Source organism: Neptunicoccus sediminis, assembly GCF_001719615.1.
Taxonomy (GTDB): domain Bacteria; phylum Pseudomonadota; class Alphaproteobacteria; order Rhodobacterales; family Rhodobacteraceae; genus Amylibacter; species Amylibacter sediminis.
The window spans coordinates 352,127-375,408 of sequence record NZ_MDVX01000003.1 but is presented as its reverse complement, the minus strand read 5'-3'; the positions used below and the strand labels follow the sequence as shown (position 1 = coordinate 375,408).

26 protein-coding genes and 1 tRNA gene are annotated in these 23,282 nt (G+C 57.1%); 12 read left to right on the top strand and 15 right to left on the bottom strand.

The genetic code is table 11. The features are described from left to right. Positions 1-190 precede the first annotated feature (190 nt). The 4 genes from BFV97_RS08315 to ypfJ form a co-directional block, all read right to left on the bottom strand. Positions 191-1,126, bottom strand: a complete 936-nt coding sequence (locus BFV97_RS08315; protein ID WP_069299866.1) for an aminotransferase class IV — start codon at positions 1,124-1,126, stop codon at positions 191-193. Positions 1,127-1,510: 384 nt separating this feature from the next. Beyond that, positions 1,511-2,305, bottom strand: a complete 795-nt coding sequence (locus BFV97_RS08310; protein ID WP_069299865.1) for an alpha/beta fold hydrolase — start codon at positions 2,303-2,305, stop codon at positions 1,511-1,513. Positions 2,306-2,529: 224 nt separating this feature from the next. Continuing rightward, positions 2,530-2,614 (bottom strand) — tRNA-Leu (locus BFV97_RS08305). 65 nt (positions 2,615-2,679) lie between these two features. Continuing rightward, entirely contained in the window at positions 2,680-3,531 is an 852-nt protein-coding gene (gene ypfJ, locus BFV97_RS08300; RefSeq protein ID WP_069299864.1) for a KPN_02809 family neutral zinc metallopeptidase, read from the bottom strand. Positions 3,532-3,647: 116 nt separating this feature from the next. Between ypfJ and BFV97_RS08295 the strand changes: the two genes are divergently transcribed. Then, entirely contained in the window at positions 3,648-4,226 is a 579-nt protein-coding gene (locus tag BFV97_RS08295; protein ID WP_069299936.1) for a YqaA family protein, read from the top strand. Next, the gene (locus BFV97_RS08290; protein WP_069299863.1) at positions 4,226-4,690 is read left to right on the top strand and encodes a disulfide bond formation protein B; all 465 of its coding nucleotides are present in this window, start codon (positions 4,226-4,228) and stop codon (positions 4,688-4,690) included. The genes BFV97_RS08295 and BFV97_RS08290 overlap by 1 nt, the downstream gene beginning before the upstream one ends. 21 nt (positions 4,691-4,711) lie before the next feature. On the opposite strand, the gene BFV97_RS08285 is transcribed toward BFV97_RS08290, so the two are convergent. The 3 genes from BFV97_RS08285 to BFV97_RS08275 form a co-directional block, all read right to left on the bottom strand. Continuing rightward, positions 4,712-5,296 carry an HNH endonuclease gene (locus BFV97_RS08285; protein WP_069299862.1) on the bottom strand — a complete coding sequence of 195 codons (585 nt, stop codon included), beginning with the start codon at positions 5,294-5,296 and terminating at the stop codon, positions 4,712-4,714. 142 nt (positions 5,297-5,438) lie between these two features. Then, positions 5,439-6,047 carry a septation protein A gene (locus tag BFV97_RS08280; RefSeq protein ID WP_069299861.1) on the bottom strand — a complete coding sequence of 203 codons (609 nt, stop codon included), beginning with the start codon at positions 6,045-6,047 and terminating at the stop codon, positions 5,439-5,441. 34 nt (positions 6,048-6,081) lie between these two features. Continuing rightward, a complete protein-coding gene (locus BFV97_RS08275; protein ID WP_069299860.1) occupies positions 6,082-6,996 on the bottom strand; it encodes an EamA family transporter in 915 nt (304 codons plus the stop codon). A gap of 27 nt (positions 6,997-7,023) precedes the next feature. Here BFV97_RS08275 and BFV97_RS08270 point away from each other — a divergent pair, with 27 nt between their 5' ends. Next, complete coding sequence (locus tag BFV97_RS08270) at positions 7,024-7,569, top strand: MgtC/SapB family protein (RefSeq protein ID WP_069299859.1); 546 nt, start codon at positions 7,024-7,026, stop codon at positions 7,567-7,569. Between the two features lie 10 nt (positions 7,570-7,579). Here BFV97_RS08270 and ftsY read toward each other — a convergent pair whose 3' ends face one another. Beyond that, a complete protein-coding gene (ftsY, locus tag BFV97_RS08265; protein ID WP_083225563.1) occupies positions 7,580-9,031 on the bottom strand; it encodes a signal recognition particle-docking protein FtsY in 1,452 nt (483 codons plus the stop codon). 127 nt (positions 9,032-9,158) lie between these two features. Between ftsY and BFV97_RS08260 the strand changes: the two genes are divergently transcribed. Continuing rightward, the gene (locus tag BFV97_RS08260; protein ID WP_069299858.1) at positions 9,159-10,040 is read left to right on the top strand and encodes a lytic transglycosylase domain-containing protein; all 882 of its coding nucleotides are present in this window, start codon (positions 9,159-9,161) and stop codon (positions 10,038-10,040) included. 99 nt (positions 10,041-10,139) lie between these two features. Here the strand turns inward: BFV97_RS08260 and fabG are convergent, their stop codons facing one another. Both fabG and fabD read right to left on the bottom strand, forming a co-directional pair. Then, positions 10,140-10,877 (bottom strand): 3-oxoacyl-[acyl-carrier-protein] reductase, encoded by a 738-nt coding sequence (gene fabG, locus BFV97_RS08255; protein WP_069299857.1) that lies wholly within the window; start codon positions 10,875-10,877, stop codon positions 10,140-10,142. Positions 10,878-10,881: 4 nt separating this feature from the next. Next, positions 10,882-11,820, bottom strand: coding sequence for an ACP S-malonyltransferase (gene fabD / locus BFV97_RS08250; protein ID WP_069299856.1), 939 nt, complete (start codon positions 11,818-11,820; stop codon positions 10,882-10,884). Positions 11,821-12,059: 239 nt separating this feature from the next. Here fabD and rpsF point away from each other — a divergent pair, with 239 nt between their 5' ends. From rpsF to rplI, 3 genes are read left to right on the top strand one after another with little or no spacing between them, the layout of a single operon-like run. Beyond that, positions 12,060-12,413, top strand: coding sequence for a 30S ribosomal protein S6 (gene rpsF, locus BFV97_RS08245; protein ID WP_069299855.1), 354 nt, complete (start codon positions 12,060-12,062; stop codon positions 12,411-12,413). Positions 12,414-12,429: 16 nt separating this feature from the next. Continuing rightward, positions 12,430-12,657, top strand: coding sequence for a 30S ribosomal protein S18 (gene rpsR / locus BFV97_RS08240; RefSeq protein WP_069299854.1), 228 nt, complete (start codon positions 12,430-12,432; stop codon positions 12,655-12,657). An 11-nt stretch (positions 12,658-12,668) separates the two neighbouring features. After that, positions 12,669-13,301: a 50S ribosomal protein L9 gene (gene rplI, locus BFV97_RS08235; protein WP_069299853.1), complete on the top strand. Its 633-nt coding sequence runs from the start codon at positions 12,669-12,671 to the stop codon at positions 13,299-13,301. Between the two features lie 88 nt (positions 13,302-13,389). Here the strand turns inward: rplI and BFV97_RS08230 are convergent, their stop codons facing one another. Continuing rightward, on the bottom strand, positions 13,390-13,800 hold the full coding sequence (locus BFV97_RS08230; RefSeq protein ID WP_069299852.1) for a hypothetical protein: 411 nt from the start codon (positions 13,798-13,800) through the stop codon (positions 13,390-13,392). Then, complete coding sequence (locus tag BFV97_RS08225; RefSeq protein WP_069299851.1) at positions 13,797-14,504, bottom strand: hypothetical protein; 708 nt, start codon at positions 14,502-14,504, stop codon at positions 13,797-13,799. Before BFV97_RS08225 ends, BFV97_RS08230 begins: the two co-directional genes overlap by 4 nt. A gap of 208 nt (positions 14,505-14,712) precedes the next feature. Here BFV97_RS08225 and BFV97_RS08220 point away from each other — a divergent pair, with 208 nt between their 5' ends. The 3 genes from BFV97_RS08220 (at position 14,713) to BFV97_RS08210 (ending at position 17,254) form a co-directional block, all read left to right on the top strand. Then, entirely contained in the window at positions 14,713-15,246 is a 534-nt protein-coding gene (locus BFV97_RS08220) for a tetratricopeptide repeat protein (RefSeq protein WP_069299850.1), read from the top strand. A 102-nt stretch (positions 15,247-15,348) separates the two neighbouring features. Continuing rightward, positions 15,349-15,720 carry a DUF2237 family protein gene (locus BFV97_RS08215; protein WP_069299849.1) on the top strand — a complete coding sequence of 124 codons (372 nt, stop codon included), beginning with the start codon at positions 15,349-15,351 and terminating at the stop codon, positions 15,718-15,720. 151 nt (positions 15,721-15,871) lie between these two features. Next, a complete protein-coding gene (locus tag BFV97_RS08210; RefSeq protein ID WP_069299848.1) occupies positions 15,872-17,254 on the top strand; it encodes an aminotransferase family protein in 1,383 nt (460 codons plus the stop codon). Positions 17,255-17,573: 319 nt separating this feature from the next. Here BFV97_RS08210 and BFV97_RS08205 read toward each other — a convergent pair whose 3' ends face one another. The 3 genes from BFV97_RS08205 to BFV97_RS08195 form a co-directional block, all read right to left on the bottom strand. Further along, entirely contained in the window at positions 17,574-19,058 is a 1,485-nt protein-coding gene (locus BFV97_RS08205; RefSeq protein WP_069299847.1) for an inorganic phosphate transporter, read from the bottom strand. A 126-nt stretch (positions 19,059-19,184) separates the two neighbouring features. After that, complete coding sequence (locus tag BFV97_RS08200; protein WP_069299846.1) at positions 19,185-19,403, bottom strand: DUF2842 domain-containing protein; 219 nt, start codon at positions 19,401-19,403, stop codon at positions 19,185-19,187. 11 nt (positions 19,404-19,414) lie between these two features. Beyond that, entirely contained in the window at positions 19,415-20,710 is a 1,296-nt protein-coding gene (locus BFV97_RS08195; RefSeq protein ID WP_069299934.1) for an adenylosuccinate synthase, read from the bottom strand. A gap of 338 nt (positions 20,711-21,048) precedes the next feature. Between BFV97_RS08195 and secG the strand changes: the two genes are divergently transcribed. Together secG and BFV97_RS08185 are read left to right on the top strand one after the other, a co-directional pair. Further along, a complete protein-coding gene (gene secG, locus BFV97_RS08190; protein ID WP_069299845.1) occupies positions 21,049-21,411 on the top strand; it encodes a preprotein translocase subunit SecG in 363 nt (120 codons plus the stop codon). 192 nt (positions 21,412-21,603) lie between these two features. Continuing rightward, entirely contained in the window at positions 21,604-23,247 is a 1,644-nt protein-coding gene (locus BFV97_RS08185) for a CTP synthase (RefSeq protein WP_069299844.1), read from the top strand. Positions 23,248-23,282: the final 35 nt, after the last annotated feature.

Here is a 23,282-nt window from a genome sequence, read left to right as displayed (position 1 = left end):
CAGCCTATGTAAGCATGCGTTTCATTTCCCCAAGGGGATTGCCCACAGATCAACCGGAGTTTGTAGCTGAGCACAAGGGAAACGGTGGGTCGTGAGGGGGCGAACAATAGCTACAATCAGACATACCGCCCGCTAGCTGGCAGTAGATCGGCGGAACAGAAGGCCCGTGATTACGTTTTGAAGGACCGTTTCAGGGATAGCTTATCTCTGTGCGAAAGCGGTCGTCCTTGTGCATCTGCCAATAGGCTCGGGTGATTTGCTGAGTTATCGGCCCGACCGATCCGGTTCCGATGAATGTGTTATCAACCTTGGTCACAGGCATCACCCCGCCTGCGGTAGAGGTCACGAACACTTCATCCGCCAGCCGTAGATCCTCGGGCGACAGATCACCCGTCACATAAGGGATCTGCAAGTCTTTACCGATGTCAAAGATGGTCTGGCGCGTTATCCCCAACAACACCCCGTATTCGGGCGTGTAGATTTTCCCTTCCTTCACAGCGAAAACGTTGAAACCGGGACCTTCGGCAATATTCCCCTCGGCATCCAAAAGGATCGCAGTTTCAGCGCCCTGCGCATAGGCCGCGTATAATCCTTGAACCAGATCCAGCCAGTGATAGTTCTTCACGGTCGGATCAACTGACGCAGGCGGAATCCGGACCAGATCGGTAACAGCGACATGAAGGCCACGGTCCATCTGTTCAGGGTTGGCAACCGAGGCGAAGGGAATCGCAAAGGCGATAAATCGGTTGACCGCATCCCGCGGGTCGCGGCTGAATGTGGGGGACGTTCCCCGCGTGCAGATGAACTCAACATAGGCGTTGTTCAAACCGGACAGTGCCACGCAGTTTTTGAGGATCTCCGTCACTGCAGCGCGATCGAGCGGGATCGACATATGCAGTTTTTCCATTCCGGCAAAGAACCGATCAAGGTGATCGTCCAGCCGGAAAAATGCGCCCTGCCACACATGCACAACATCGTAGGTCGCATCCGAGTGGAGAAATCCGTTGTCCAGCACGGAAATCTTCGCCTCGCTTATCGGAAGATACTGGCCATCCATATAGGCAACGCCCGGCGGGTATATCGCGGGGTCGGAATGACGGTCAGAAAGCGCGGGGAAGGTATTCATCTTTGCAAACTCCAGTGATCGCAAAGTTATAACGCGCCCCTTGCACAGAGCAATGAGCATGTCATCCCCCCGTCCCTGTTGAGACCTGAATGTGCCGCAAATCAAGGATCATAACGCTGCTTTGCGCCGTATTTTGCTCGTTACAACCACTAATTTTATTGAGTACAAAATGGGGTTAAACCAAGAACCTGAACATACGTATAGTGAATGAAGCGTGAACATGTACGATTTGAACGCGAAATCGTGCATTGTTGGGATAAGCAAAGGCGTGGCCCGTTCTCAGGGCCGATTTAGACAGGTTTATAACCACGCAGGATCACGCACATGGTCAGATTTTCGATGTGGTGGTGCAGCGCTCAGGCTTGGTTAGCGTCTGGCAGGCGATCAGCGCAAAGCGGCGATGATGCGCGGATTAACCTGCTCGGGGCTGCTTAGGACCGCCATGTGGCCCCCCTTGTCGATCTGCTCAAAATTCCACCCCGAGATATTCTGGCGCAGCAGTTCATATATCTCGTCGATGGAATTGACCGTGTCGGCGGCGGTTAGAACGGTCGTCTGCGCGGGCAGATCCCTTTCCCATTCTCGCAGGGAGGTTTCTTCCTTCATTACCGCATCCCACTCATGAAAATTCGGCTTTAATGCTTGGGAAAACTTTTCCTTGCGGTCGTCAGGCATGGCGTTCCAACTGCCTGCTCCGGTCCAGTAATCGGCAAATTTTTCGGCAGCGATCTCCCACGATCCGGCTTTGCCGTGTGCCTTGATCAGATCGCGCAGGGTCACAGCCTCTTGATAGGCGGCGGCGCGCCCGTGCTTGTCCAAAAGGTAAAACGGATTCGGCTCTATCAGGACCAGACGGTTTACCTGCTCCCTGAACAACGCAGCCGCTTTCATTGCGACGCTCCCGCCAAACGAATGCCCGACAAGCGAGAATTGTTCGCCTTTTTCCGGTAGGAAAGGCTCGATCAATCTGGCTTGATCTTCCAGCCGTTGCGCCCCGCTGTCCGCTCCCCAAGCGCGCGTTTTCCCATACCCGAACAGATTAATCGCAATGACATGGAATTCATCCGCAAGTGCCGCCATCAAACTGCGCCACTGTCTGGCGCCTGCGACGCTTGAATGGATCAGGATGACTTTTTCACCACGTCCCGCTTCGATGAAATCTGTGTCGTGGGCTCCCATAACAGCGCCTTTGAAATGCCAAGATGAACCATTCCTACCACAAAAAGCGATTCTACGGAATGTTGCCTCGTCCGCCCGCCATCGAACCTGCCCGTGACGATAGATCAGCACCGGACTCAGCCGATCAAACGAACCGACAAGATATAAACTGTAGAAATCGGGGGTTTTGCGCAAGGAATTGTCAGGACGACCCCAATTAAAGGAAATTGTCCAATAATTTCAAGTGGTACCCGAGGCCGGACTCGAACCGGCAAACCTTGCGGCGGGGGATTTTGAATCCCCTGCGTCTACCAATTCCGCCACTCGGGCAACGCTTGGGTGATTTAGCCTTCCCGATTATCCGCGTCAACGGAAAAATCGGGTTTTTCCCTCACTTACAGCGACGCGGCTCCGAAGGTGTCGCATTGCTGGATGTCGGCGGTTTCAAAACCGCGCTGGAACCAGTTCTGGCGCTGCGCGGATGTGCCGTGGGTAAAACTGTGGGGGTTCGGACGCTGGCCGGCGTTACGTTGCAGCGTATCGTCCCCGATCTGGCGGGCGGCGTTGAGCGCCTCGCCCAGATCGCCCCGTTCCAGCGTGCCAAGCCGGTCCTGTGCATAGCGGGCCCAGATGCCGGAAAAACAATCCGCTTGCAGTTCGATCATTACGGAAACGCGGTTGCTCTCCGCCTGCCCCATCCGCGCGCGGGCCTTGTTCGCCTCGGCCAGAATGCCCAGTTCGTTTTGAACGTGATGGGCGATTTCATGGGCGACAACATAGGCAGCGGCAAAATCCCCCGACGCACCAAGCCTGCGGGACAAAGTGGTGAAGAAATCCGTGTCGAGGTAGGCTTTCCGGTCTGTAGGACAGTAAAACGGACCCGAAGCGCCATTTGCACCGCCACAGGGGGATTGGGTCGCGCCTTTGAAAAGGACCATCGTGGCGGGACGATAGGTGGCATTCAACTGCTGTTCGAAAATTTCGGCCCAGATGGTTTCCGTATCCGCCAGCGTCACCGAGACAAATTGCGCCGCCTGTTCGTCTTGCGGTGTCAGTTCCACACTGCGCCCGCTGGTGATCTGACTGCCACCGGTATTAAGGAATGGCGTCACATCCACCCCGAGGAAATATCCGATCGCCAGCACAGCAAGCAGTCCAAAACCGCCGATGCCACCCGCAGCCCGTACCCCGCCGGAGCGACGGCGGTCCTCTATGTTACGGCTTCCCTGCCGGCCTCTCCATTTCATCTCAGCACTCCCGAAAATGTGATTTTTATTGAAACTAGCGCAGCCGCGTCGGGGCGCAAGGCTTGACCCATACCGGACGACGGGGCATGAGAAACAAAAAACGAGAGGCGCTTGCAGTGTTACGCAGATTTTACGAGTGGATTCTGTCTCTGGCCCAATCCCGCTGGGCGCTGGCGGCACTGGCCGTTATCGCTTTTGTGGAAAGCTCGGTTTTTCCGATCCCGCCCGATGTGCTGCTGATCCCGCTGATCCTTGCCGCACCGACCCGCGCCTTCACGCTGGCGGCGGTCTGTACGGTGTCATCGGTTCTGGGCGGCGCCTTTGGCTATTACATCGGGGCAGAGCTGTTCGACGCCATCGGACGCCCGATCCTAGAGTTTTACCACAAGGCAGAGGCGTTTGAATCCTTCAAGCTGCGGTTTAATGAACAGGGCCACTGGGCGGTTCTTTTTGCCGGGATCACCCCGTTTCCCTATAAGGTCATCACCATCACGTCAGGCGCGACCGACCTGCCCTTCTGGTCTTTCCTGTTCTGGTCGCTGATCGCGCGCGGTGTGCGGTTCTTCATCGTGGCGGCGCTTTTGTGGCACTTCGGCGCACCCATCCGTGATTTCATTGAACGCCGCCTTGCCTTGGTGTTCACTGTGTTTCTAATACTTCTGGTTCTCGGATTCTGGGCGGTGAAATACTTCTGATGCAACAAAGACTTATCCTACTGGCCGCGCTTGGCTCTGCGCTGATGCTGGCCACGGCTTTCGGGTTTCAGCACATTGGCGATCTGGCCCCTTGCAAGCTGTGCATCAACCAACGCTGGCCCCATGCCGTGGCCGTTCTGATCGGCTTGGTCGCGGCCTTGTTTCCCCATCGCATTCTGGCCCTGTTTGGCGCGGCGGCGGCCCTTAGCACTTCTGCCATCGGCTTTTATCACGCCGGAGTGGAGTGGAAATGGTGGGAAGGTCCAAGCACCTGTACCTCTGGTCCGGTCGGAGAACTGGCGGTGAAGGATCTGTTAAACCAGATACTTGAGGCGCCAATGGTGCGCTGTGACGAAATCCCGTGGGAGATGTTCGGCCTGTCTATGGCAGGTTGGAACGGCGTTATCTCGCTTGGTCTGGCGCTGGTCTGGCTGGCAGCGGCGTTTCAGCCAAAAACCCGCTAGGGCATTCAGGACTCTGGCGACTCAGGCTTCGAGTTCGGCATCCCAGTAGAGAAAATCCATCCAGCTTTCATGCAGGTGGTTTGGCGGGAATTTACGCCCAGCGTTCAGCAACTGGTTGGCCGAAGGCTGCATCGGGGTGCGGCGCAGTTTCATATTTGCCTGCCGCAAGGAACGCGCCCCCTTGCGCAGATTGCAAGGCCCGCAAGAGGCCACAACGTTCTGCCACGTGGTCTTTCCGCCACGGGACCGTGGCACCACATGGTCAAAGGTCATATCCCCGCGCGACCCGCAATACTGGCAGGTGAATTCGTCCCGCAGAAACAGGTTAAACCGCGTAAACGCCGTTGTTCGCGCCGGTTTTACGTAATCTTTCAACACGATCACCGAGGGAATGCGTATCTCGACAGAGGGCGAATGCACTGTTCGCTCATACTCTGCCACGATTGTGACGCGGTCCAGATAGGCCGCTTTTACAGCCTCCTGCCAGCGCCACACCGACAATGGAAAATAGCTGAGCGGCCTGAAATCCGCGTTCAGGACCAGTGCCGGGTTTTCCCGCAGCCCAGCCGGATTTCGGATGAAGTCTTGTGTAAACTCGGAAGTCATTAGCGTCACGCATCCCTGCTCTGTTGCGATTATCTGGCATCAGAGCGGGGCCTCCCGCCCGTCACCTTAAGGAAAACTATATATAGATGCTTTCCCAGAACAACCCTCTATATTCAGCAGGTAACAGGCTTATGACTGAAGACTAGCTTTCCGATTTATCCTCTTCGGTGCTGTAACGGGCAAACAATGGTCCCTGAACGATAAAGAAAACAAACACCAGCGCGGTGAGACCGAAGGTTTTGAAATTGACCCAGGCATCGGTAGACATGAAGCGCCAGACCAGTTCGTTTGCCAGTGCAAGGGCCAGAAAAAATGCGCAGACCCGTTTGGTCAGGATCATCCAGCCCTCATGGGTCATGGGCACCATTTCATCCATCACACTGCGCAGATAGGATTTCCCCTGCAAAAGGCCGATGCCCAGCAACCCGCCGAACAGCAGGTAGATAATCGTCGGTTTCATCTTGAAGAAACGGTCGTCATTGAACCAGATCGACATGCCGCCAAAAACAACCACCAGAACCGCCGTCATCAACTGCATCCGTGACAGTTTACCCGTCAGCCACCAAAGCAGGCCGGTAGACACCAGCAGCACCGGAATAAACGCGGCAGTGGCAATGATAAAGCCTTCATAGCTTTGGCCGAAAATCTCAAACTCGCGGTCTTTGATCCGTGTATAGGCCACAAAGAACAGGACAACCGGCCCAAGTTCCAGCCCGAGTTTCAGCATCGGGTTGATTGACTTCTCACTCATGAATTTTTGCCTCTAAACTGTCGTTTCTTGTGGTTTAGCCGCTAAACTCTACCAAAACCGCACCGCCTGCAATGGCTACCATCAGGGCTGTGCGCAAAAGACCGACTTTCTCATGCAGGAACAGCCAGCCGATCAACGCGGCAAACACCACAGAGGTTTCCCGCAGCACCGCGACCTCTCCGACTTTGTCCAGCCGTGTGGCAAACATGATAGACCCAAAGCTCGCGAAGGCCACCAATCCGCCGATAACGCCGCGCACCGCCATCGCGCGCAGTGCAGGCTGCATTTCCATCCTGCGATAGCGATACAGCGCAAACCACGGAAACACCAATCCATCCAGAAAGAACAGCCAGAAGATAAAGGTAAACGGGTTAAGCGTCGCACGCACCCCATAGGCATCCCAAGTGGTATAGGCCGCCACGCCAAAGCCTGTCAGCACCGCATAGAACAGCCCCATACCCATCGTACGCCGGTCAATGCCGCCCTGCATCAGGTTGATCCCCGCCAGCAGAAAGATGGCTGAAGACAGCAGGATTACTCCGGACCATTGCACCAGATTATAGCTTTCGTGAAAGCGGTCCTGAAACAATACGCCCACAAACAACATCGTCACCAGCGGCCCCATGCCCCGCACCACCGGATAGACCACCGTATAGCTGCCCCGCGCATAAGCCATAGCCTGAAAGAATTTATACACTAGATGAATACCCATCGCCCCGATCAACAAGGGCCACAGATGTGGTTCCGGAAAGGGCACAAGGAACAGGATCACCGGCAGTGACATCAGGCTGTAGCTTACATCAATCGCACCCCGCGCCAGCCAGGGATCGAGTTTTCCCTTTTGCAGCGCACCGAAGACAGCATGCAGCACCGCCGCCAGTATCGCCAGAGCCAGCGCAAGATTGCGTCCGAACTGGGTTCCGTCTACTTCTAGTAACCACTCGGTCATATCCGGCCCCCAATATCAGGATTTACCATGTACTCTGCCCTTGCCAGTGAATTCCAGATCAACGGCTCTGTCGTACCACTGGGTATTGTTATCTTCCGTATGTTCGCAGCAACGCTTATGGGAGGTATTATCGGTTGGGAACGGGAACACAACGCCCGCGCCGCCGGATTGCGTACCCATATGATGATTTCCGTTGCGTCCTGCCTGTTTGCGATCGTGGCGCTGGACCTGATTGCGCTGGATACCGAAGATCAGAACCGGATCAAGGCCGACCCTATCAAGCTGATCAGTGCCATTACCTCCGGCGTGGCGTTTCTCGCCGCCGGTTCTATCATCATTTCCGGCGGCAAGGTGCACGGGCTGACCACGGGGGCAAGCATGTGGCTGGTGGGTGCTGTCGGGCTTAGCTGTGGTACGGGGCGTATCCCGCTGGCACTGGTTGCAACCGTGATCGCCCTGATCATCCTATGGATCGTGAACCGTGTGGCGGCGCGGCCCGTGAAAAACCCATCGGAGACCGACGACAGCGACGATGATGAGAATGAAGGTTCGGAAAAAACAGAGACAGGCTAACCCTGCGCGTTTATTCCAGTCCTGTCAGGGCACGGGCGAACTCTTCCGGATCAAAGGGCGCCAGATCGTCGATTTGCTCTCCCAGCCCGATGGCATGGATCGGCATTCCAAAACGATCTGCCAGCGCCACGAGCACACCGCCCTTGGCGGTGCCGTCCAGCTTGGTCATCACCAACCCTGACACATCTGCGATCTTCTGGAAAATTTCCACCTGAGACAGCGCGTTCTGCCCCGTGGTCGCATCCAGCACCAATAGCGTGTTATGGGGCGCTTCGGGGTCTTTCTTGCGGATCACCCGAACGATTTTGGCCAGTTCCTCCATCAGATCCTGACGGTTCTGCAACCGCCCCGCCGTGTCGATCATCAACAGATCGGCCCCGTCCTGTTCCGCCTTGGTCATGGCGTCAAACGCCAGTGACGCCGGATCGGATCCTTCGGGCGCTGTCAGAACCGGAACGCCGGCCCGCTCTCCCCAGACCTGCAATTGTTCCACGGCGGCAGCACGGAAGGTATCGCCCGCAGCAATCACCACAGATTTGCCCGCCGCCTTGAACTGGCTGGCCAGTTTGCCAATGGTTGTCGTCTTGCCAGAGCCGTTAACCCCGACCACCAGAACCACCTGCGGACGTTTTGCATAGAGCGGCATCGGGCGGGCCACAGGCTCCATGATCCGCGCCACCTCGCTGGCGAGCAGCGATTTCAGCTCTGCGGTGGACAGCTTCTTGCCCATACGTCCTTCGGCCAGATTAGCGGAGACCCGCATCGCGGTCTCAACGCCCATATCAGCCGTGATCAACAAATCCTCGATGCTTTCCAGCATGGCATCGTCAAGCGCACGGCGCACAACTGTCTTGTCGGCTGTGCGACCGCCGAACAAACGCCCCAAAAGGCCCGGCTTGGCGGCTTCGGCCTCTTGCGCGGCTTTGGCAGCCTCCGCCTGTGCAGCAGCCTCACGGGCTGTTTCGGCCTCGGCTGCGGCCTGCTCTGCGCGGCGGCGCTCCTCGGCTTCTGCTTCTCTCTCACGACGGGCCTGCTCTTCGGCCTCAATCCGCGCCAGTCGCGCGGCTTCTGTGGCCTCGGCAGCCTTGCGGGCGGTTTCTTCTGCTTCCTGCTCTGCCTTGGCGCGGCTTTCTGCATCAAGTCGTGCGGTTTCCTGCGCTTCGGCTTCCAGTTGTTCCGCGTGACGCCGTGCGGCCTCTTCGCGCTCCACCTTGGCCGCCTCTGCGGCAGCCTCTGCCTCGCGCGCAGCCGCTTCCTGTTCCGCCAGTTCCCGTGCAGCGGCGGCCTGTGCCTCTTGCGCCTGTCGTGCGGCAGCGGCCTCTGCTTCGGCCTGACGGGCCAGTTCCGCTTCACCGGACTCTGCTTCGGCGGTCCCGCCATCCTCTACAATCGCATCAAGCCCTTCTTCGATCTTGGACGAAGAGTTGAACATGCGGTCTTTGAGTTTCTTGAAAAAGGACATATGACGGTTGCTCTTGATAGAAGTGAATTCACATGCAGGATGCTCTATTTCACCTAACCTCCGGCACGCAATTATTAAAGCCCGATTTTAACGTGTCATGCCGGATCCTCGCGTTATATCCCCCATTATGCGCCTGATTTTCATCCTTTTCCTGCTGTCCTCCCCCGTGTTTGCCGAACCACCCGACCGCCAGTGCAACACGGGCCGCTGGGGGTCGGTCTGGTGTATCCGCAACGATTTCATCGCCTATGACACCTGTCAGGCGATCCGTGATGCTGCCGTACTGCACCGGCTCGACACCGGCTTTTTCGCCCGGCTGATCTGGCAGGAAAGCCGGTTTGACCCCTACGCCCTGTCCCCCGCCGGAGCCGAGGGCGTGGCCCAGTTCATGCCTGCCACTGCAAAACTGCGCGGCCTTGGTGCCAGTTACAATCCGGCAGAGGCACTGGATCATTCGGCCCATTACCTTTCTGAACTGATCGCGCGTTTTGGCAACGCAGGACTGGCCGCTGTCGCCTATAACGGCGGCGAGCGGCGGGCCGCGGAATTTATCGCAGGCACTGGCGGACTGGCCCAGGAAACCGAGGATTACGTGCGCATCATCACCGGCCAGAGCGCGCTGGACTGGCGCGACGCTCCGCCAAAGGCGCTCGATATGGCACTCTCGCCGGATCAAGCCTTCATGCCCGCATGCCTTGCACTGGCCCGAACCAGTCGCGTCAATAAGCTGAAATCCCTGCGCCCCGTCCCAAGCCTGCCACCGTGGGGCGTCCAGCTCGCCGCCGGTTCCACACAGGCCAAGGCCGCCAGCAGCTTTCAGCGCAACTCCCACGCCTGCGACACGGAAATCGGCAGCCAAAAGCCGGATTACATCCGCAAAAAACCACAGGTACGGGGCCGCAAACCCTATTTCGTGGCACGCCTCGGCGCCCCCTCGCGCGGGGCGGCCCAGCAATTGTGCAACCGCCTTCGCAAATTCAACTGTGTCTGCGCCATCTATAAAAACTAAAAAAGCCGGATCAGGCGACCCGGCTCCTCCATTTTCTTCAAATATCCGCGCCGCAGGCATCCCCGCATTTGCGGGGACACTCCGGTATGGATCGCAGGCTTAGATCATCGCCATGCCGCCGTTCACGTGCAGGGTCTGGCCGGTGATGTAGCTGGCCTCTTCGCACGCCAGATAGGCCACCGCTGACGCAATCTCCCCCGCGTCGCCCATACGCCCCATGGGAATAGAGCCGAGCATCCCGTCCTTCACCGCATCGCCCAATTCTGCGGTCATCGCGGTTTCGATAAAGCCCGGAGCCACGCAGTTTGCTGTAATCCCGCGGGATGCGATTTCCTGCGCGTAGGATTTGGTCATGCCGATCATGCCCGCCTTACTGGCCGCATAATTCACCTGCCCCGCGTTGCCCGTCACACCTACAATCGAAGTGATATTGATCACACGGCCCCATTTCTGCTTCATCATCGGACGCATGACCGATTTCATCAGTCGCATGGTAGAGGTGAGGTTCACGTCGATCACATCCTGCCAGTCCTCGTCCTTCATGCGCATGAACAGATTATCCCGCGTGATACCCGCGTTGTTTACAAGAATATGCAAACCGCCCATCGCCTCGGACGCCTGCCCCGCCAGCGCATTCACAGCCTCGGCATCGCCAAGATTACACGGTGTTACAAAAGCCCGATCGCCCAGTTTTGCAGCAAGCTCTTCCAGCGGACCAACGCGGGTGCCGGATAGAGCCACAGTCGCGCCCTGCCCGTGCAATGCGGTCGCAATCGCCCCGCCAATACCGCCCGATGCGCCTGTGACCAATGCACATTTTCCTGTTAAATCAAACATCCGGTTATCCAATCTTTTCTGCTGCGGCTTTGGCCCCGTCAGGGTCATTCACAGCCACACATTCAATTTCGCGGGCAATCCGGCGGATCATTCCCGACAGTGCCTTACCGGCACCGATTTCATAGATTTCGCTTACACCCTGCGCCGCAGCATAACCCATGCTCTCGCGCCAGCGCACAGACCCTGTCACCTGCTCTACCAGCAGATCGCGGATCATGGCGGCATCAGAAACAGCTTCGGCCCGAACATTGGCAATCAGGGGCACGGCAGGGGCGTTGATGGTCACTTCGGCCAGCGCCTCGGCCATCCGGTCTGCGGCCGGTTGCATCAATGCGCAGTGGAACGGTGCAGAGACCGGCAGCAGCATCGCCCGTTTCGCGCCTTTATCCTTGGCAATCACCAGCGCGCGTTCAACGGCGGCTTTGTGGCCGGACACAACCACCTGGGAGGGATCATTGTCATTGGCGGCCTGACAGACCTCGCCCTGTGCGGCTTCTTCTGCAACTTCGGTGGCGGTGGCAAAATCCAGCCCCAGCAGAGCTGCCATCGCGCCCACGCCAACGGGAACCGCCTTTTGCATCGCCTCGCCGCGAATGCGCAGCAGGCGTGCCGTATCTGCCAACGAGATAGAACCGGCGGCACAAAGCGCTGAATATTCCCCGAGACTGTGGCCCGCCACATAAGACGCCGCCGTAACCGATACGCCTTCGGCTTCCAAAGCCGCCATCGCCGCCATGGATGTGGCCATCAGCGCAGGCTGTGCATTTTGCGTCAGGGTCAGGGTTTCAATGTCGCCTTCCCAGATCAGACCGGAGAGGCTCTCGCCCAGGGCTTCGTCCACCTCGTCAAAAACTGCTTTCGCCGCAGGATAGGCGTCCGCAAAGGCCTTTCCCATACCGATGGTCTGGGCGCCCTGGCCCGGAAATACAAATGCGCGTGTCATTGATGCCTCTTTTTTGCTTCACGTATTTTTAGAGTCTGTTACGGTTGGGGACAAGAAACTTCAACACGCGAGCCGGATTAACCGGCAAATGCCCCGCCAGCACGCTTACAGCTTGCATTCACCTCAGGCTTCGCTATACCCGCCCCATCTTCCGCAGATTTACGTTCACGCGGATGCCTCTCGTACCGGGGGGCGGAAGATTAACCCGGTTTTGAAGCACGCTTACATATGGTGATAAAATGGCGCTCTACGAGCACACATTTATTGCGCGTCAGGATCTTTCCAACGCGCAGGCCGAAAGCCTGATTGAGCATTTCGGCGCCGTTCTGACAGACAACGGTGGTAAAGTTGTCGAGAACGAATACTGGGGCCTGAAAACAATGGCCTATAAAATCAACAAAAACCGCAAGGGCCACTATGCCTTCCTGAAAACAGACGCGCCTGCGCCGGCTGTTGCAGAGATGGAACGCCTGATGCGTTTGCACGATGACGTAATGCGCGTTCTGACCATCAAAGTTGATGAGCACGAAGAAGGCCCTTCCGTTGTAATCCAAGCTAAAAACTCCCGCGACGAACGTCGCCGCGAACGTTAAGAAAGGACGCTAAATCATGGCCAACAAACCATTTTTCCGTCGTCGCAAATCTTGCCCGTTCTCTGGCGACAATGCGCCGAAGATCGACTATAAAGATACGAAACTGCTGCAACGCTACATTTCCGAGCGCGGCAAGATCGTTCCGTCCCGTATCACCGCAGTCTCTGCCAAGAAACAACGCGAGCTGGCCAAAGCCATCAAACGCGCACGGTTTCTGGCGCTGCTGCCCTATGCTGTGAAGTAAGGAGAAAATCCATGGATGTTATCCTTCTCGAACGTGTGGCCAAACTGGGCCAAATGGGTGATGTAGTTTCCGTTAAGCAAGGTTACGCCCGTAACTTCCTGCTGGCCCAAGGCAAGGCGCTGCGCGCCACCAAAGGCAACATGGAAAGCTTTGAAAACCGCAAAGCCCAACTTGAAGCACAAAACCTCGAAACCAAAAAAGAAGCCGAAGCAGTGGCTGCGAAACTGGACGGACAACAGTTCGTTGTGATTCGCTCCGCATCCGACGCCGGTTCGCTTTATGGTTCTGTTTCCACGCGGGACGCGGCAACTGCTGCAACCGAAGCCGGCTTCACAGTCGACAAGAAACAGATGGTTCTGGAAGCTCCGATCAAGGAACTGGGCGTACACACAATGCGTGTTGTCCTGCACCCTGAAGTCGAATGTTCCATCGAAATCAACGTTGCCCGTTCTGCTGAAGAAGCCGAACTGCAAGCCTCTGGTAAATCCATTCAGGAACTGGAAGCCGAAGCAGAAGCGGAAGCAGAATTTGAAATCTCCGAACTGTTCGACGACATCGGCGGTGCTGCGCTTGACGATCTGGAAGACAATGTTCCGGCTGCTGAAGAAGAAGCAACCGGCGAAGAAGAAGAGCCAAAAGCTTAATCTTCCCGACTGTTTGTCAGTTCAGATCAAATTTGAAAGGCCCGCTGGTTTCAGCGGGCCTTTTCCTTTGTACTACGCGCTGTCCGGTCTACCCCGCCAAGCCCTTGATGGATTCTGTCAGGCGGCGGGCATCGGCAATGGCTTTGCTCAGGCTTTCGACCCGCGCAGGATCGGCACGCAGCGCAGCCGCCACCTGCCCCTCTTGCGTAGCGCTCAGCCTTACACCGGCGGTCTGCGCGTTGGCGCGGGCTGCGATCAGGTCGGATTTGGCGCGGCTGTGTTCCATCCGCAACCGTGCAAGCTCACCCGCAAGCCGCGCGTTTTCCGCCTGTGCACTGTCTACCGCCGCCTGACGGCTTGCCACACGCCGCTCATAGGTGCCGTAGCTGGCCCCCGCCACGCCGTTGAAAAATCCACCGTCGCCGGGATCTTCGGAAGTGACACATCCGGCGAGGATCAGGACAGATGCGGTGATTGTTAACAGGTTATCCACTCTCATGATTTGGTCACACCTTTCATCTGACCCGCGACCGATTTCATCGCTGCGATCCGCTGGGACAACAGCGCGATTTCCCGATCGATTCCGGTGGTTTGCCCCCGCACCAGACGCAAGGAACGGGTTGATTTGAATTCCTTTTCCCATTTCTGTGCGCCTTTTATGGCCTTGCTCATATTGTTGAGATTGGCTTTGGCCTGCTTCAATTCCCGCCGGATCTGCCGCTTTTTCGCACCCGAGGCCCGCAGCGCGTTCAGCTCGCTTTGCTGAAAAGCCACGACTGCCTGCATCGTCGCAATAGAAGCTGCGAGTTCTTGATTGGCGCGGTTCACGTCATTGCGTATCCGCTCCAGCCGCAGTTCCTTGCGGCGGTATTTCTGCTGTAGCCGCGCCACATAACTGCCCGCCAGCGCACCCGAACCAATACCGATCTGCAAACCGGAGTTGTTGTCGTTACTGCTCAGCATATCTGCCAGCAGCCCGACAGCCGCCCCCGCCACGATCCCCTCGGCCATTGTCCTTTGAAACGCCTTTGCCTGCCGCGCCAGTTTCGCCTCGCTGTAATGGGTGGCCGCGCTTTTGGGCTGGTTACGGGTCAGGGGCGGATCCTCTCCCAGTGCACGGGTCCGCGCCCCCTGCGCAGAGGCGGTTGAAACCTGGAGCATGACGAGGGCCGTCACCAGTCCTGCAAGAAATATCCGATACATAACAAAACCTTCCGCTGCGTTGCGCTATCCCCAAGATTAGTGCGGGGATGCGCCAGATAGAAATGTCAAAGATCACGGTTTGCACGATCCCCGCGTTTTTCGGGCCTGCTCACTTTTACGTATAAATGCTGTTGCAGCGGTTTTTTTCGGCTAAGCTTGCAAGAATTACTAAGCCATTCATCTTTCCGAAACTTTTGGGAGTTTTACTATGAATATCATTGCAACCATTGGCTCCGGCCTGCTGGGTTTGTCCATCGCCACCGCTGCGCTGGCCGCAGGGGACGGCAACAGCAGCGCCACCCCGACAGAGGCAACCTGCAAAAAGAAAGGGATGGTGCTCGACCCGAAAACAAAAAAATGTGTTGAGGCTGAACATGGCATGTTCAGCGACGAGGTGCTTTATATCAACGCCCGTGGCATGGCATACGACGGCCAGTTCAAGGATGCGATCCGGCTGTTGTCTTTGGTTGAAAACAAGGACGATCCCCGCGTGCTGAACTATCTGGGTTTTTCCCACCGCAAGCTCGGGGATTTACAAACTGCGCTGACTTACTACCAAAAGGCATTCGAAATTGACCCCGATTACATTCTCGCCCGCAGTTATATGGGACAAGGCTATGTGGCAGATGGCAATATGGACGCCGCCCGCCAGCAGCTTGGCGAAATCCGCAAGCGTGGCGGTGAACAGACATGGGCCTATGTGATGTTGGAAAACGCGATTGAAACCCGCGTGACCTATTAAAACGCTGACAGATTTCTTCCTGTTAGCCCGTGACAAACCCCTTTTGCGCGGCCTATCAATAGGGACACGCATAAGGGAAATAGCACCGTGACCAAGAGTGAAATGGACGAAAGCCTCAACGTATTGGGAGAGGCCCTGAAGCCCTGCTCCAGCGACCCTGTGACGGGGTTTTACCGAGACGGCTGCTGTAACACCGGTCCCGCCGATCAAGGCAAACACACCGTCTGCTGCCTGATGACCGAAGCGTTTCTCGCTTTCTCCAAGTCCAGAGGCAACGACCTGTCCACACCCCGTCCGGAGTACGGCTTTCAGGGATTGAAACCGGGCGACCGCTGGTGCCTTTGCGCAGATCGCTGGGTGCAGGCAGATGCGTTCGGCTCTGCGCCCCATGTGGTGCTGGAATCCACCCATATCAACACGCTAGAGACCATCCCGTTTGAGATCCTCCGCCAGCGTGCGCTGGATATGAACTGAGTCCAAAGTCTCCGCATCGGTTCAACTGGCGCTATTCGGTGAAAACTCTGGCCCTATGAAACGGCAGCATTTTGCCCCTTTCCTATTGTCAGATAATCACGCAGGGTACGCCCCAAGTGACCTCCTCTTATAACCCTGAAAGGTGCCCGTCATGGATGCGATAACCACCAACGACATCGAAGAAATAATTGAGACAGACCGTGCCCATGTGTGGCACCACCTGATCCAGCACAAGCCTTTTGAAACCATTGATCCCAAGATCATCGTAGAGGGTAAGGGCAACCGCGTTTGGGATGCCCGTGGCAAGGAACATCTGGACGCTGTGTCCGGTGGCGTCTGGACCGTTAACGTCGGCTATGGCCGCGAACGGATTGCCAATGCGGTTCGTGACCAATTGGTCAAGATGAACTATTTCGCCCAAACTGCCGGTTCTATTCCGGGGTCCATTTTCTCCAAAATGCTGATCGACAAAATGCCCGGTATGAAGCGCGTTTATTACGCCAACTCCGGCTCCGAAGCGAATGAGAAAGCCTTCAAAATGGTGCGCCAGATCGCCCATTCCAAACACGGCGGCAAGAAACACAAGATCCTCTACCGCGAGCGGGACTACCACGGCACCACAATTGCCTGTCTCTCTGCGGGTGGCCAGCCAGAGCGGAACGCCCAATACGGCCCCTTCACCCCGGGTTTCGTCGAAGTGCCCCATTGTCTGGAATACCGCAACCAGTTTGGCGTCACCGCCGAGCAATATGGCGAAGCCTGCGTCAAAGCCACCGAGGAAGTGATCCTGCGCGAAGGCCCCGACACAATCGGCGCAATCTGTCTGGAACCGATCACCGCCGGCGGTGGTGTGATCGTGCCGCCCAAAGGCTATTGGGAAGGCATCCAGGAACTGTGTAAAAAATACGAAATCCTGCTGCACATTGACGAAGTGGTATGCGGCGTGGGTCGGACCGGCACATGGTTCGGCTACCAGCACTACGGCATTCAGCCGGATTTTGTAACGATGGCCAAAGGTGTCGCCTCCGGCTATGCGGCGATTTCCTGTCTGGTGACAACCGAAGCGGTTTTCGACAACTTTAAAGACAATGTTGACGACCCGATGAACTATTTCCGCGATGTGTCCACCTTTGGCGGCTGTGCCTCCGGTCCGGCGGCTGCGATCGAAAATATGAAGATTATCGAAGAAGAGGGCCTGCTGCAAAACACCATTGATATGGGCGAATATTGCATGGGCAAACTGGGCGAGCTGATGGACAAGCACAAGGTCATCGGTGAGGTGCGCGGCAAGGGTCTGTTCCTTGGCGCAGAGCTTGTTGCAGACCGCGACAGCCGGGAACCGATGGACGAAAAGAAAGTCGCAGCGGTTGTCGCCAACTGCATGGCGCAAGGGGTGATCATCGGCATGACCAACCGCTCCCTGCCCGGCCTGAACAACACGCTGTGCCTGTCACCTGCGCTGATCTCGACCAAAGACGACATCGACGAAATCGCAGTCGCAATGGACAAGGCGCTTAGCGAGGTCTTCGCGTAAACGCGCATTTTCAAAACATATCGAAGGGCCGTCCCAAGGGGCGGCCCTTTCTCGTTGGTGGCAGAGCAATAAATACCCTTAAGGGCTTTAGATCAGATACATCTATTGGATAAAGCGCTGGACCTAATGGTCGTTTGGATCGGGAACCGAGCACTGAACTGTGCCATCTTCCACTGGTCAGTTACCCATTCCGAAGATGCCCCGAAAGCTACGATACTGCCATCACAGAAACACCCCCTAAAGGTGCGGTCGCGTCCCTCTACAAAAAAGGCCCGTCCTTCGCAGGACAGGCCTTTCCTCTACATCCGTGACGAACGCCCTACCCCGCCACTGTATTCAACAGCACAAACACTAGCCCCGACAGTATAGACGCGGCGGGCACGGTGATGACCCACGCCGCGATGATGGTCAGGAAGTGGGAGCGACGTACAAGTTTGCGGTGTTTGCGCTTTTTCTTGTTTGCCTTGCCTGCTTCGGTTTCGACCACCTGCTGCACGACCTCGCGGTTGTGGGTCACACGCCAGTGGGCTTCGCGGAAAAAGCCGACGCCAAAGACCGCGCCAACAGCGATATGGGTAGAGGAGACCGGCAGACCCAGCCAGCTTGCCACAATCACGGTGATCGCGGCTGACAGCGCCACACAATAGGCGCGCAGCGGGTTCAGCTTGGTGATTTGCTCTCCAACCATCCGGATCAGTTTCGGGCCGAACAGAAGCAGGCCAAAGGACAGGCCAAAGGCGCCAACGATCATGACCCAGATCGGGATCGACACTTTGGCGACAACTTCGGAGGCTTCGGCCGTGTGTACAATCGCGGCAAGCGGGCCAATCGCGTTGGCCACATCGTTCGCACCATGGGCAAAGGAGAGCAGCGCCGCCGCGCAAACCAGCGGCAGCGTGAACAGCTTGCGCACGGTTTCCTTGGTGTTTTCCTTGCCCTCGGACTGTTTGCGGATCATCGGATGAGAGACAAAGTAGAACAGAACCGCAGACACCGCGCCAATCAGCAACGCGTATTGCAGATCAATAGAAACAATCTTTTTCAGCCCCTTCACCGCCAGATAGGTTGAAAACGCACCGGCCATGACAGCGATCAGGATCGGCACCCAGCGCCGCGCTGCGGTAATTTTGTCTTCTTGATCTGACACTTGCGACTTGATCAGCCACAGGAACAGGGCCGCAACCACGCCACCCAACACGGGTGAGATCACCCAGCTTGCCGCGATCTGGCTCATCATGGACCAGTTCACTGCGGCAAACCCGGCAGCGGCAATGCCCGCCCCCATCACACCGCCTACAACGGAGTGTGTCGTGGAAACAGGCGCACCGACCCATGTGGCAAGGTTCACCCAGACCGCAGATGCGATCAGCGCGGACATCATCGCCCAGATAAACACACGGGGTTCCGAAACGGCGGTGGGGTCGATAATCCCTTTGGAAATTGTACCCACCACATCGCCGCCTGCCAGCAAGGCTCCGGCACTTTCAAAGATGGCTGCGATAATCAGCGCCCCGCCCATAGACAGCGCATTGGCCCCCACAGCAGGGCCGACATTGTTGGCCACATCATTGGCGCCGATGTTCAGCGCCATATACGCCCCGAGACCGGCGGCCAGCGCGATAATCAGGCCATTACCTGCCCATCCGAACGCCAGACTGGTCAGCAGGATCGCAACCACAATGAACACCCCGCCCAATGCGGGGGCCACCAGTGGTTTGCGAATGGCATAGTTGGCGTTTTCCAGCAAGACACGGCTGCCGAGATCCCGGTCGAGTGTCTTGTTAGGGCGAGCTGATTTGACCATTAGAGTCCTCCACGATAGCGGTGATTCCCGCGAACGCGACCGCTATATGAATCTTTTGTAACAGAGATATGACGGGGGTCGGAAAATTCCAGAATTTATCCGGAGCGCGAGAGCGAAGCACCCGGATCAAGTTTGATCCGGGTCTTCCTTGCCAACGCCTTTGAAGACGAATTTGAAGGGCAATACCCAAGCAACGCCAAGAAAGATATAGACCAGCAGTTCTACCAGCATGGGCAGTCGCGGAATTGCGTTCATCACTGTCACAGCGATGACGCAATAGATCGGCAGCCAAACCAGCAGCAGAACCAGAGACCAGCGCCGGCGCGCTTTATAGGATAATGCCATTCAATCTTTCCTTAATCGGCAAACGGGTCGGTCACGAGGATCGTGTCTTCCCGCTCTGGTGACGTGGAAAGCATGGCCACAGGGCAGCCGATCAGCTCTTCCACACGCCGCACATATTTGATCGCTTCGGCGGGCAGATCAGCCCAGGACCGCGCGCCTTCGGTGCTTTGCGACCAGCCGGGCATTTCTTCGTAGATCGGTGTGCAACGGGCCTGTTGATCCGCTGCGGTCGGCAGATAGTCCAGACGCTTGCCGTCCAGATCATAAGCCACACAGATTTTCAGGGTTTCAAAACCGTCCAGCACGTCAAGCTTGGTCAGGGAGATTCCTGTCACACCCGAAGTTGCGCAGGTCTGGCGCACCAGTGCCGCGTCAAACCAGCCGCAGCGGCGCTGACGGCCTGTTACGGTGCCAAATTCATGACCACGTTCGCCCAGCCGCTGACCGTCTGCATCCTGAAGTTCGGTCGGGAACGGGCCTTCGCCCACCCGTGTGGTATAGGCTTTGACGATGCCCAGCACATAATCAATAGAGCCCGGACCAATCCCCACACCCGTGGCAGCCTGTCCTGCGATCACGTTGGACGAGGTCACAAAGGGATAGGTGCCGAAATCAATATCCAGCAACGCGCCTTGCGCCCCTTCAAACAGAATTCGTTTGCCCGCCTTGCGCTGTTCGTTCAGCACTTTCCAGACCGGCGCGGCATACGGCAGGATTTCCTTGGAAATCTCGCGCAGCTGGTCAATCAACCCGTCGCGATCCACCGCTTCGATGCCCAGTCCTTTGCGCAGCGGATCATGGTGTTGCAACGCACGATCCACGCGGGCGATCAATGTGGCCTCATCCGCAAGGTCGGCAACCCGCACCGAACGGCGGCCCACTTTGTCTTCATAGGCCGGACCGATACCGCGCCCTGTGGTGCCGATCTTGGTCCCCTTGGAGGCCGCTTCTTCCCGTGCGCGGTCCAGTTCACCGTGGATTGGCAGGATCAGCGGCGTGTTTTCCGCGATCATCAGGGATTCGGGGGAAATCTCGACGCCCTGCTCGCGAATCTTGGCGATTTCCTGCACCAGATGCCACGGATCAAGCACCACACCGTTGCCGATGACGGACAGTTTGCCGCCACGCACCACACCAGAGGGCAGCGCATTCAGCTTGTACACCTTGCCGTCGATCACCAGAGTGTGGCCGGCATTATGACCGCCCTGAAACCGTGCGATGATGTCCGCACGCTCTGACAACCAGTCAACAATCTTCCCTTTGCCTTCGTCACCCCATTGTGCGCCGACAACTACTACATTGGCCATTTTGGCTGCCTCTTGATGTGTAAAAAACCCTACCCCGTATAACGACCCAACGGAGCGGCTGAAACACCAAAATCGCCGCAGGCTGCTGTTGGCGGTAAAAACCCCCAGAATGCTGGGGAAATCCGCACCAATGCCCCGTGCTGACACAGGGACGTGATCCGGTTGCGTCATTTCTTGGCCGTTTTGATGATGAAACACCCCTCCACAGCCCCTATCTGTGCATCATTCGCCAATTCGTCCGGTGTCTGCACTTCCCAATAGACACCCCCAGCACAATCCGTTAGACACCCCCCGAAGCCGCACGATCCGGCCCACAGGCACAAAATCCGAGACCGCACATGCAGAACATCGTCCTTGTTATCCTTCTTATTCTGGCCCTGAGCCTGATTGTGACCGTGCTGATGCAGCGCTCTGAGGGTGGTGGACTGGGCATTGGCGGCGGTGGCGGCAATATGTCAGGGCGCCCCCCTGCATCACCTGCGGCCAAGTTTACGTGGATTTTGGGCGCCGGTTTCATGGCAGCCAGCCTTGCGCTGACGATCATCGCAGCCCGTGAGGACGGGAATAATTCCTTGCTGAACGGCGACCTGACAGCCCCGGCCGCATCCCAGTCCGAGGACAGCACCACACCGCTTGGCGGCAACCTGTTGCCACCGTCTGCGGCAGATGGTCCGGCCACACCGCCCAAAGCGGAAGACTAAACCCTATACATAGTTGATCCCTGCCCGTGCTCTACAAGATCATGGGCAAATCACCCCGAAATCACACATGAATCAAAGTGGCAGGTCTTGCTTTGCCACCCCGAATCCCGTTATCCTTAAACCCCGTGAGTAGCGGGGCTGAACAGGTTATCGGCCCACTAGTTTTTTTCTGACACGGGAGCTTTCCAGTCTATGGCGCGTTATATTTTCATCACCGGTGGCGTGGTTTCATCCCTTGGCAAAGGTCTGGCCTCTGCCGCTTTGGGTGCCTTGCTGCAAGCCCGCGGCTATTCGGTGCGCCTGCGCAAGCTGGACCCCTATCTGAACGTCGATCCGGGCACGATGTCCCCGTTTGAACACGGCGAGGTTTTTGTGACCGACGATGGTGCGGAAACCGATCTGGACCTTGGCCATTACGAACGGTTCACAGGTGTCGCTGCGCGCAAGACTGATTCCGTGTCCTCGGGGCGGATCTATTCCACGGTACTGGAAAAAGAACGGCGCGGCGATTATTTGGGCAAAACCATACAGGTTGTACCCCATGTCACCAACCAGATTAAGGAATTCCTCGAAATCGGTGATGATGAAGTGGATTTCATGCTCTGCGAAATCGGCGGCACTGTGGGCGACATCGAAGGTCTGCCCTTCTTTGAAGCCATCCGCCAGTTCGGCCACCAGCGCCCGCGCAACAACTGCATTTACATGCACCTCACCCTGCTGCCCTATCTGGCCGCCAGCGGCGAGTTAAAGACCAAACCGACCCAGCACAGCGTAAAGGAACTGCAATCCATCGGCATCGCGCCGGATGTGCTGGTGTGCCGCTCCGAACATCCGATTCCCGAAAAAGAACGGGAGAAACTCGCGCTGTTCTGTAACGTGCGCCCCGAGGCCGTTATCGCGGCCTATGATCTCGGCTCGATCTACGATGCGCCGCTGGCCTACCACAAGGAAGGGCTGGATCAGGCGGTTCTGGATGCTTTCGGGATCACCCCTGCGCCCAAACCCAAACTGGCCACTTGGAAGGATGTGTCCGATCGGGTCCATCACCCTGACGGCACCGTGCGCGTGGCGATTGTGGGCAAATACACCCAGCTGGAAGACGCCTATAAATCCATTGCCGAGGCGCTGGTGCATGGCGGCATGCACAACCGCGTGAAGGTCAAGATCGAATGGGTCGATGCAGAACTGTTCGACACCCAAGATCCCGCCCCATATCTCGAAGGGTTCAACGCCATTCTGGTGCCCGGCGGATTTGGCGAACGGGGTACCGAAGGCAAGATCAAAGCGGCCGAATTTGCCCGGACCCGCAAGGTGCCCTACCTTGGCATCTGTCTTGGCATGCAAATGGCCGTGATCGAAGCGGCCCGCAATCTTGCGGGTCTGAAGGATGCCGGTTCCGAGGAATTTGACCACGAAGCCGGAAAGAAACGCTTTACGCCTGTGGTATATCATCTCAAGGAATGGGTAGAGGGCAACCGCACCATCCAGCGGGATGCCGATGACGATAAGGGCGGCACCATGCGTCTGGGCGCGTATAACGCAACGCTGAGCGAAGGCTCGAAAGTGGCTGAGATCTATGGCGGAACCGCCATTTCCGAACGCCACCGCCACCGCTACGAAGTTGACATCCAATACCGCGAGGATCTGGAGAAATACGGTCTGGAATTTTCAGGCATGAGCCCCGACGGACGTCTGCCCGAAATCGTCGAGTTCAAGGATCATCCGTGGTATATCGGCGTGCAGTTCCACCCCGAACTGAAAAGCAAGCCGTTTGAACCCCACCCCCTGTTCCGCGACTTTATCAAGGCCGCCGTAGACCAGTCGCGGCTGGTTTAACCCGATCACGGGAATTGGATTTGCCCAAACGGACA

Excerpts from the sequence above, each read along its gene's own strand:
- BFV97_RS08315 (WP_069299866.1), bottom strand. The coding sequence starts at position 1,126 with ATGAATACCTTCCCCGCGCTTTCTGACCGTCATTCCGACCCCGCGATA.
- BFV97_RS08310 (WP_069299865.1), bottom strand. The coding sequence starts at position 2,305 with ATGGGAGCCCACGACACAGATTTCATCGAAGCGGGACGTGGTGAAAAA.
- ypfJ (WP_069299864.1), bottom strand. The coding sequence starts at position 3,531 with ATGAAATGGAGAGGCCGGCAGGGAAGCCGTAACATAGAGGACCGCCGT.
- BFV97_RS08290 (WP_069299863.1), top strand. The coding sequence starts at position 4,226 with ATGCAACAAAGACTTATCCTACTGGCCGCGCTTGGCTCTGCGCTGATG.
- BFV97_RS08285 (WP_069299862.1), bottom strand. The coding sequence starts at position 5,296 with ATGACTTCCGAGTTTACACAAGACTTCATCCGAAATCCGGCTGGGCTG.
- BFV97_RS08280 (WP_069299861.1), bottom strand. The coding sequence starts at position 6,047 with ATGAGTGAGAAGTCAATCAACCCGATGCTGAAACTCGGGCTGGAACTT.
- BFV97_RS08275 (WP_069299860.1), bottom strand. The coding sequence starts at position 6,996 with ATGACCGAGTGGTTACTAGAAGTAGACGGAACCCAGTTCGGACGCAAT.
- BFV97_RS08270 (WP_069299859.1), top strand. The coding sequence starts at position 7,024 with ATGTACTCTGCCCTTGCCAGTGAATTCCAGATCAACGGCTCTGTCGTA.
- ftsY (WP_083225563.1), bottom strand. The coding sequence starts at position 9,031 with ATGTCCTTTTTCAAGAAACTCAAAGACCGCATGTTCAACTCTTCGTCC.
- BFV97_RS08260 (WP_069299858.1), top strand. The coding sequence starts at position 9,159 with ATGCGCCTGATTTTCATCCTTTTCCTGCTGTCCTCCCCCGTGTTTGCC.
- fabG (WP_069299857.1), bottom strand. The coding sequence starts at position 10,877 with ATGTTTGATTTAACAGGAAAATGTGCATTGGTCACAGGCGCATCGGGC.
- fabD (WP_069299856.1), bottom strand. The coding sequence starts at position 11,820 with ATGACACGCGCATTTGTATTTCCGGGCCAGGGCGCCCAGACCATCGGT.
- rpsF (WP_069299855.1), top strand. The coding sequence starts at position 12,060 with ATGGCGCTCTACGAGCACACATTTATTGCGCGTCAGGATCTTTCCAAC.
- rpsR (WP_069299854.1), top strand. The coding sequence starts at position 12,430 with ATGGCCAACAAACCATTTTTCCGTCGTCGCAAATCTTGCCCGTTCTCT.
- rplI (WP_069299853.1), top strand. The coding sequence starts at position 12,669 with ATGGATGTTATCCTTCTCGAACGTGTGGCCAAACTGGGCCAAATGGGT.
- BFV97_RS08230 (WP_069299852.1), bottom strand. The coding sequence starts at position 13,800 with ATGAGAGTGGATAACCTGTTAACAATCACCGCATCTGTCCTGATCCTC.
- BFV97_RS08225 (WP_069299851.1), bottom strand. The coding sequence starts at position 14,504 with ATGTATCGGATATTTCTTGCAGGACTGGTGACGGCCCTCGTCATGCTC.
- BFV97_RS08220 (WP_069299850.1), top strand. The coding sequence starts at position 14,713 with ATGAATATCATTGCAACCATTGGCTCCGGCCTGCTGGGTTTGTCCATC.
- BFV97_RS08215 (WP_069299849.1), top strand. The coding sequence starts at position 15,349 with ATGGACGAAAGCCTCAACGTATTGGGAGAGGCCCTGAAGCCCTGCTCC.
- BFV97_RS08210 (WP_069299848.1), top strand. The coding sequence starts at position 15,872 with ATGGATGCGATAACCACCAACGACATCGAAGAAATAATTGAGACAGAC.
- BFV97_RS08205 (WP_069299847.1), bottom strand. The coding sequence starts at position 19,058 with ATGGTCAAATCAGCTCGCCCTAACAAGACACTCGACCGGGATCTCGGC.
- BFV97_RS08200 (WP_069299846.1), bottom strand. The coding sequence starts at position 19,403 with ATGGCATTATCCTATAAAGCGCGCCGGCGCTGGTCTCTGGTTCTGCTG.
- BFV97_RS08195 (WP_069299934.1), bottom strand. The coding sequence starts at position 20,710 with ATGGCCAATGTAGTAGTTGTCGGCGCACAATGGGGTGACGAAGGCAAA.
- secG (WP_069299845.1), top strand. The coding sequence starts at position 21,049 with ATGCAGAACATCGTCCTTGTTATCCTTCTTATTCTGGCCCTGAGCCTG.
- BFV97_RS08185 (WP_069299844.1), top strand. The coding sequence starts at position 21,604 with ATGGCGCGTTATATTTTCATCACCGGTGGCGTGGTTTCATCCCTTGGC.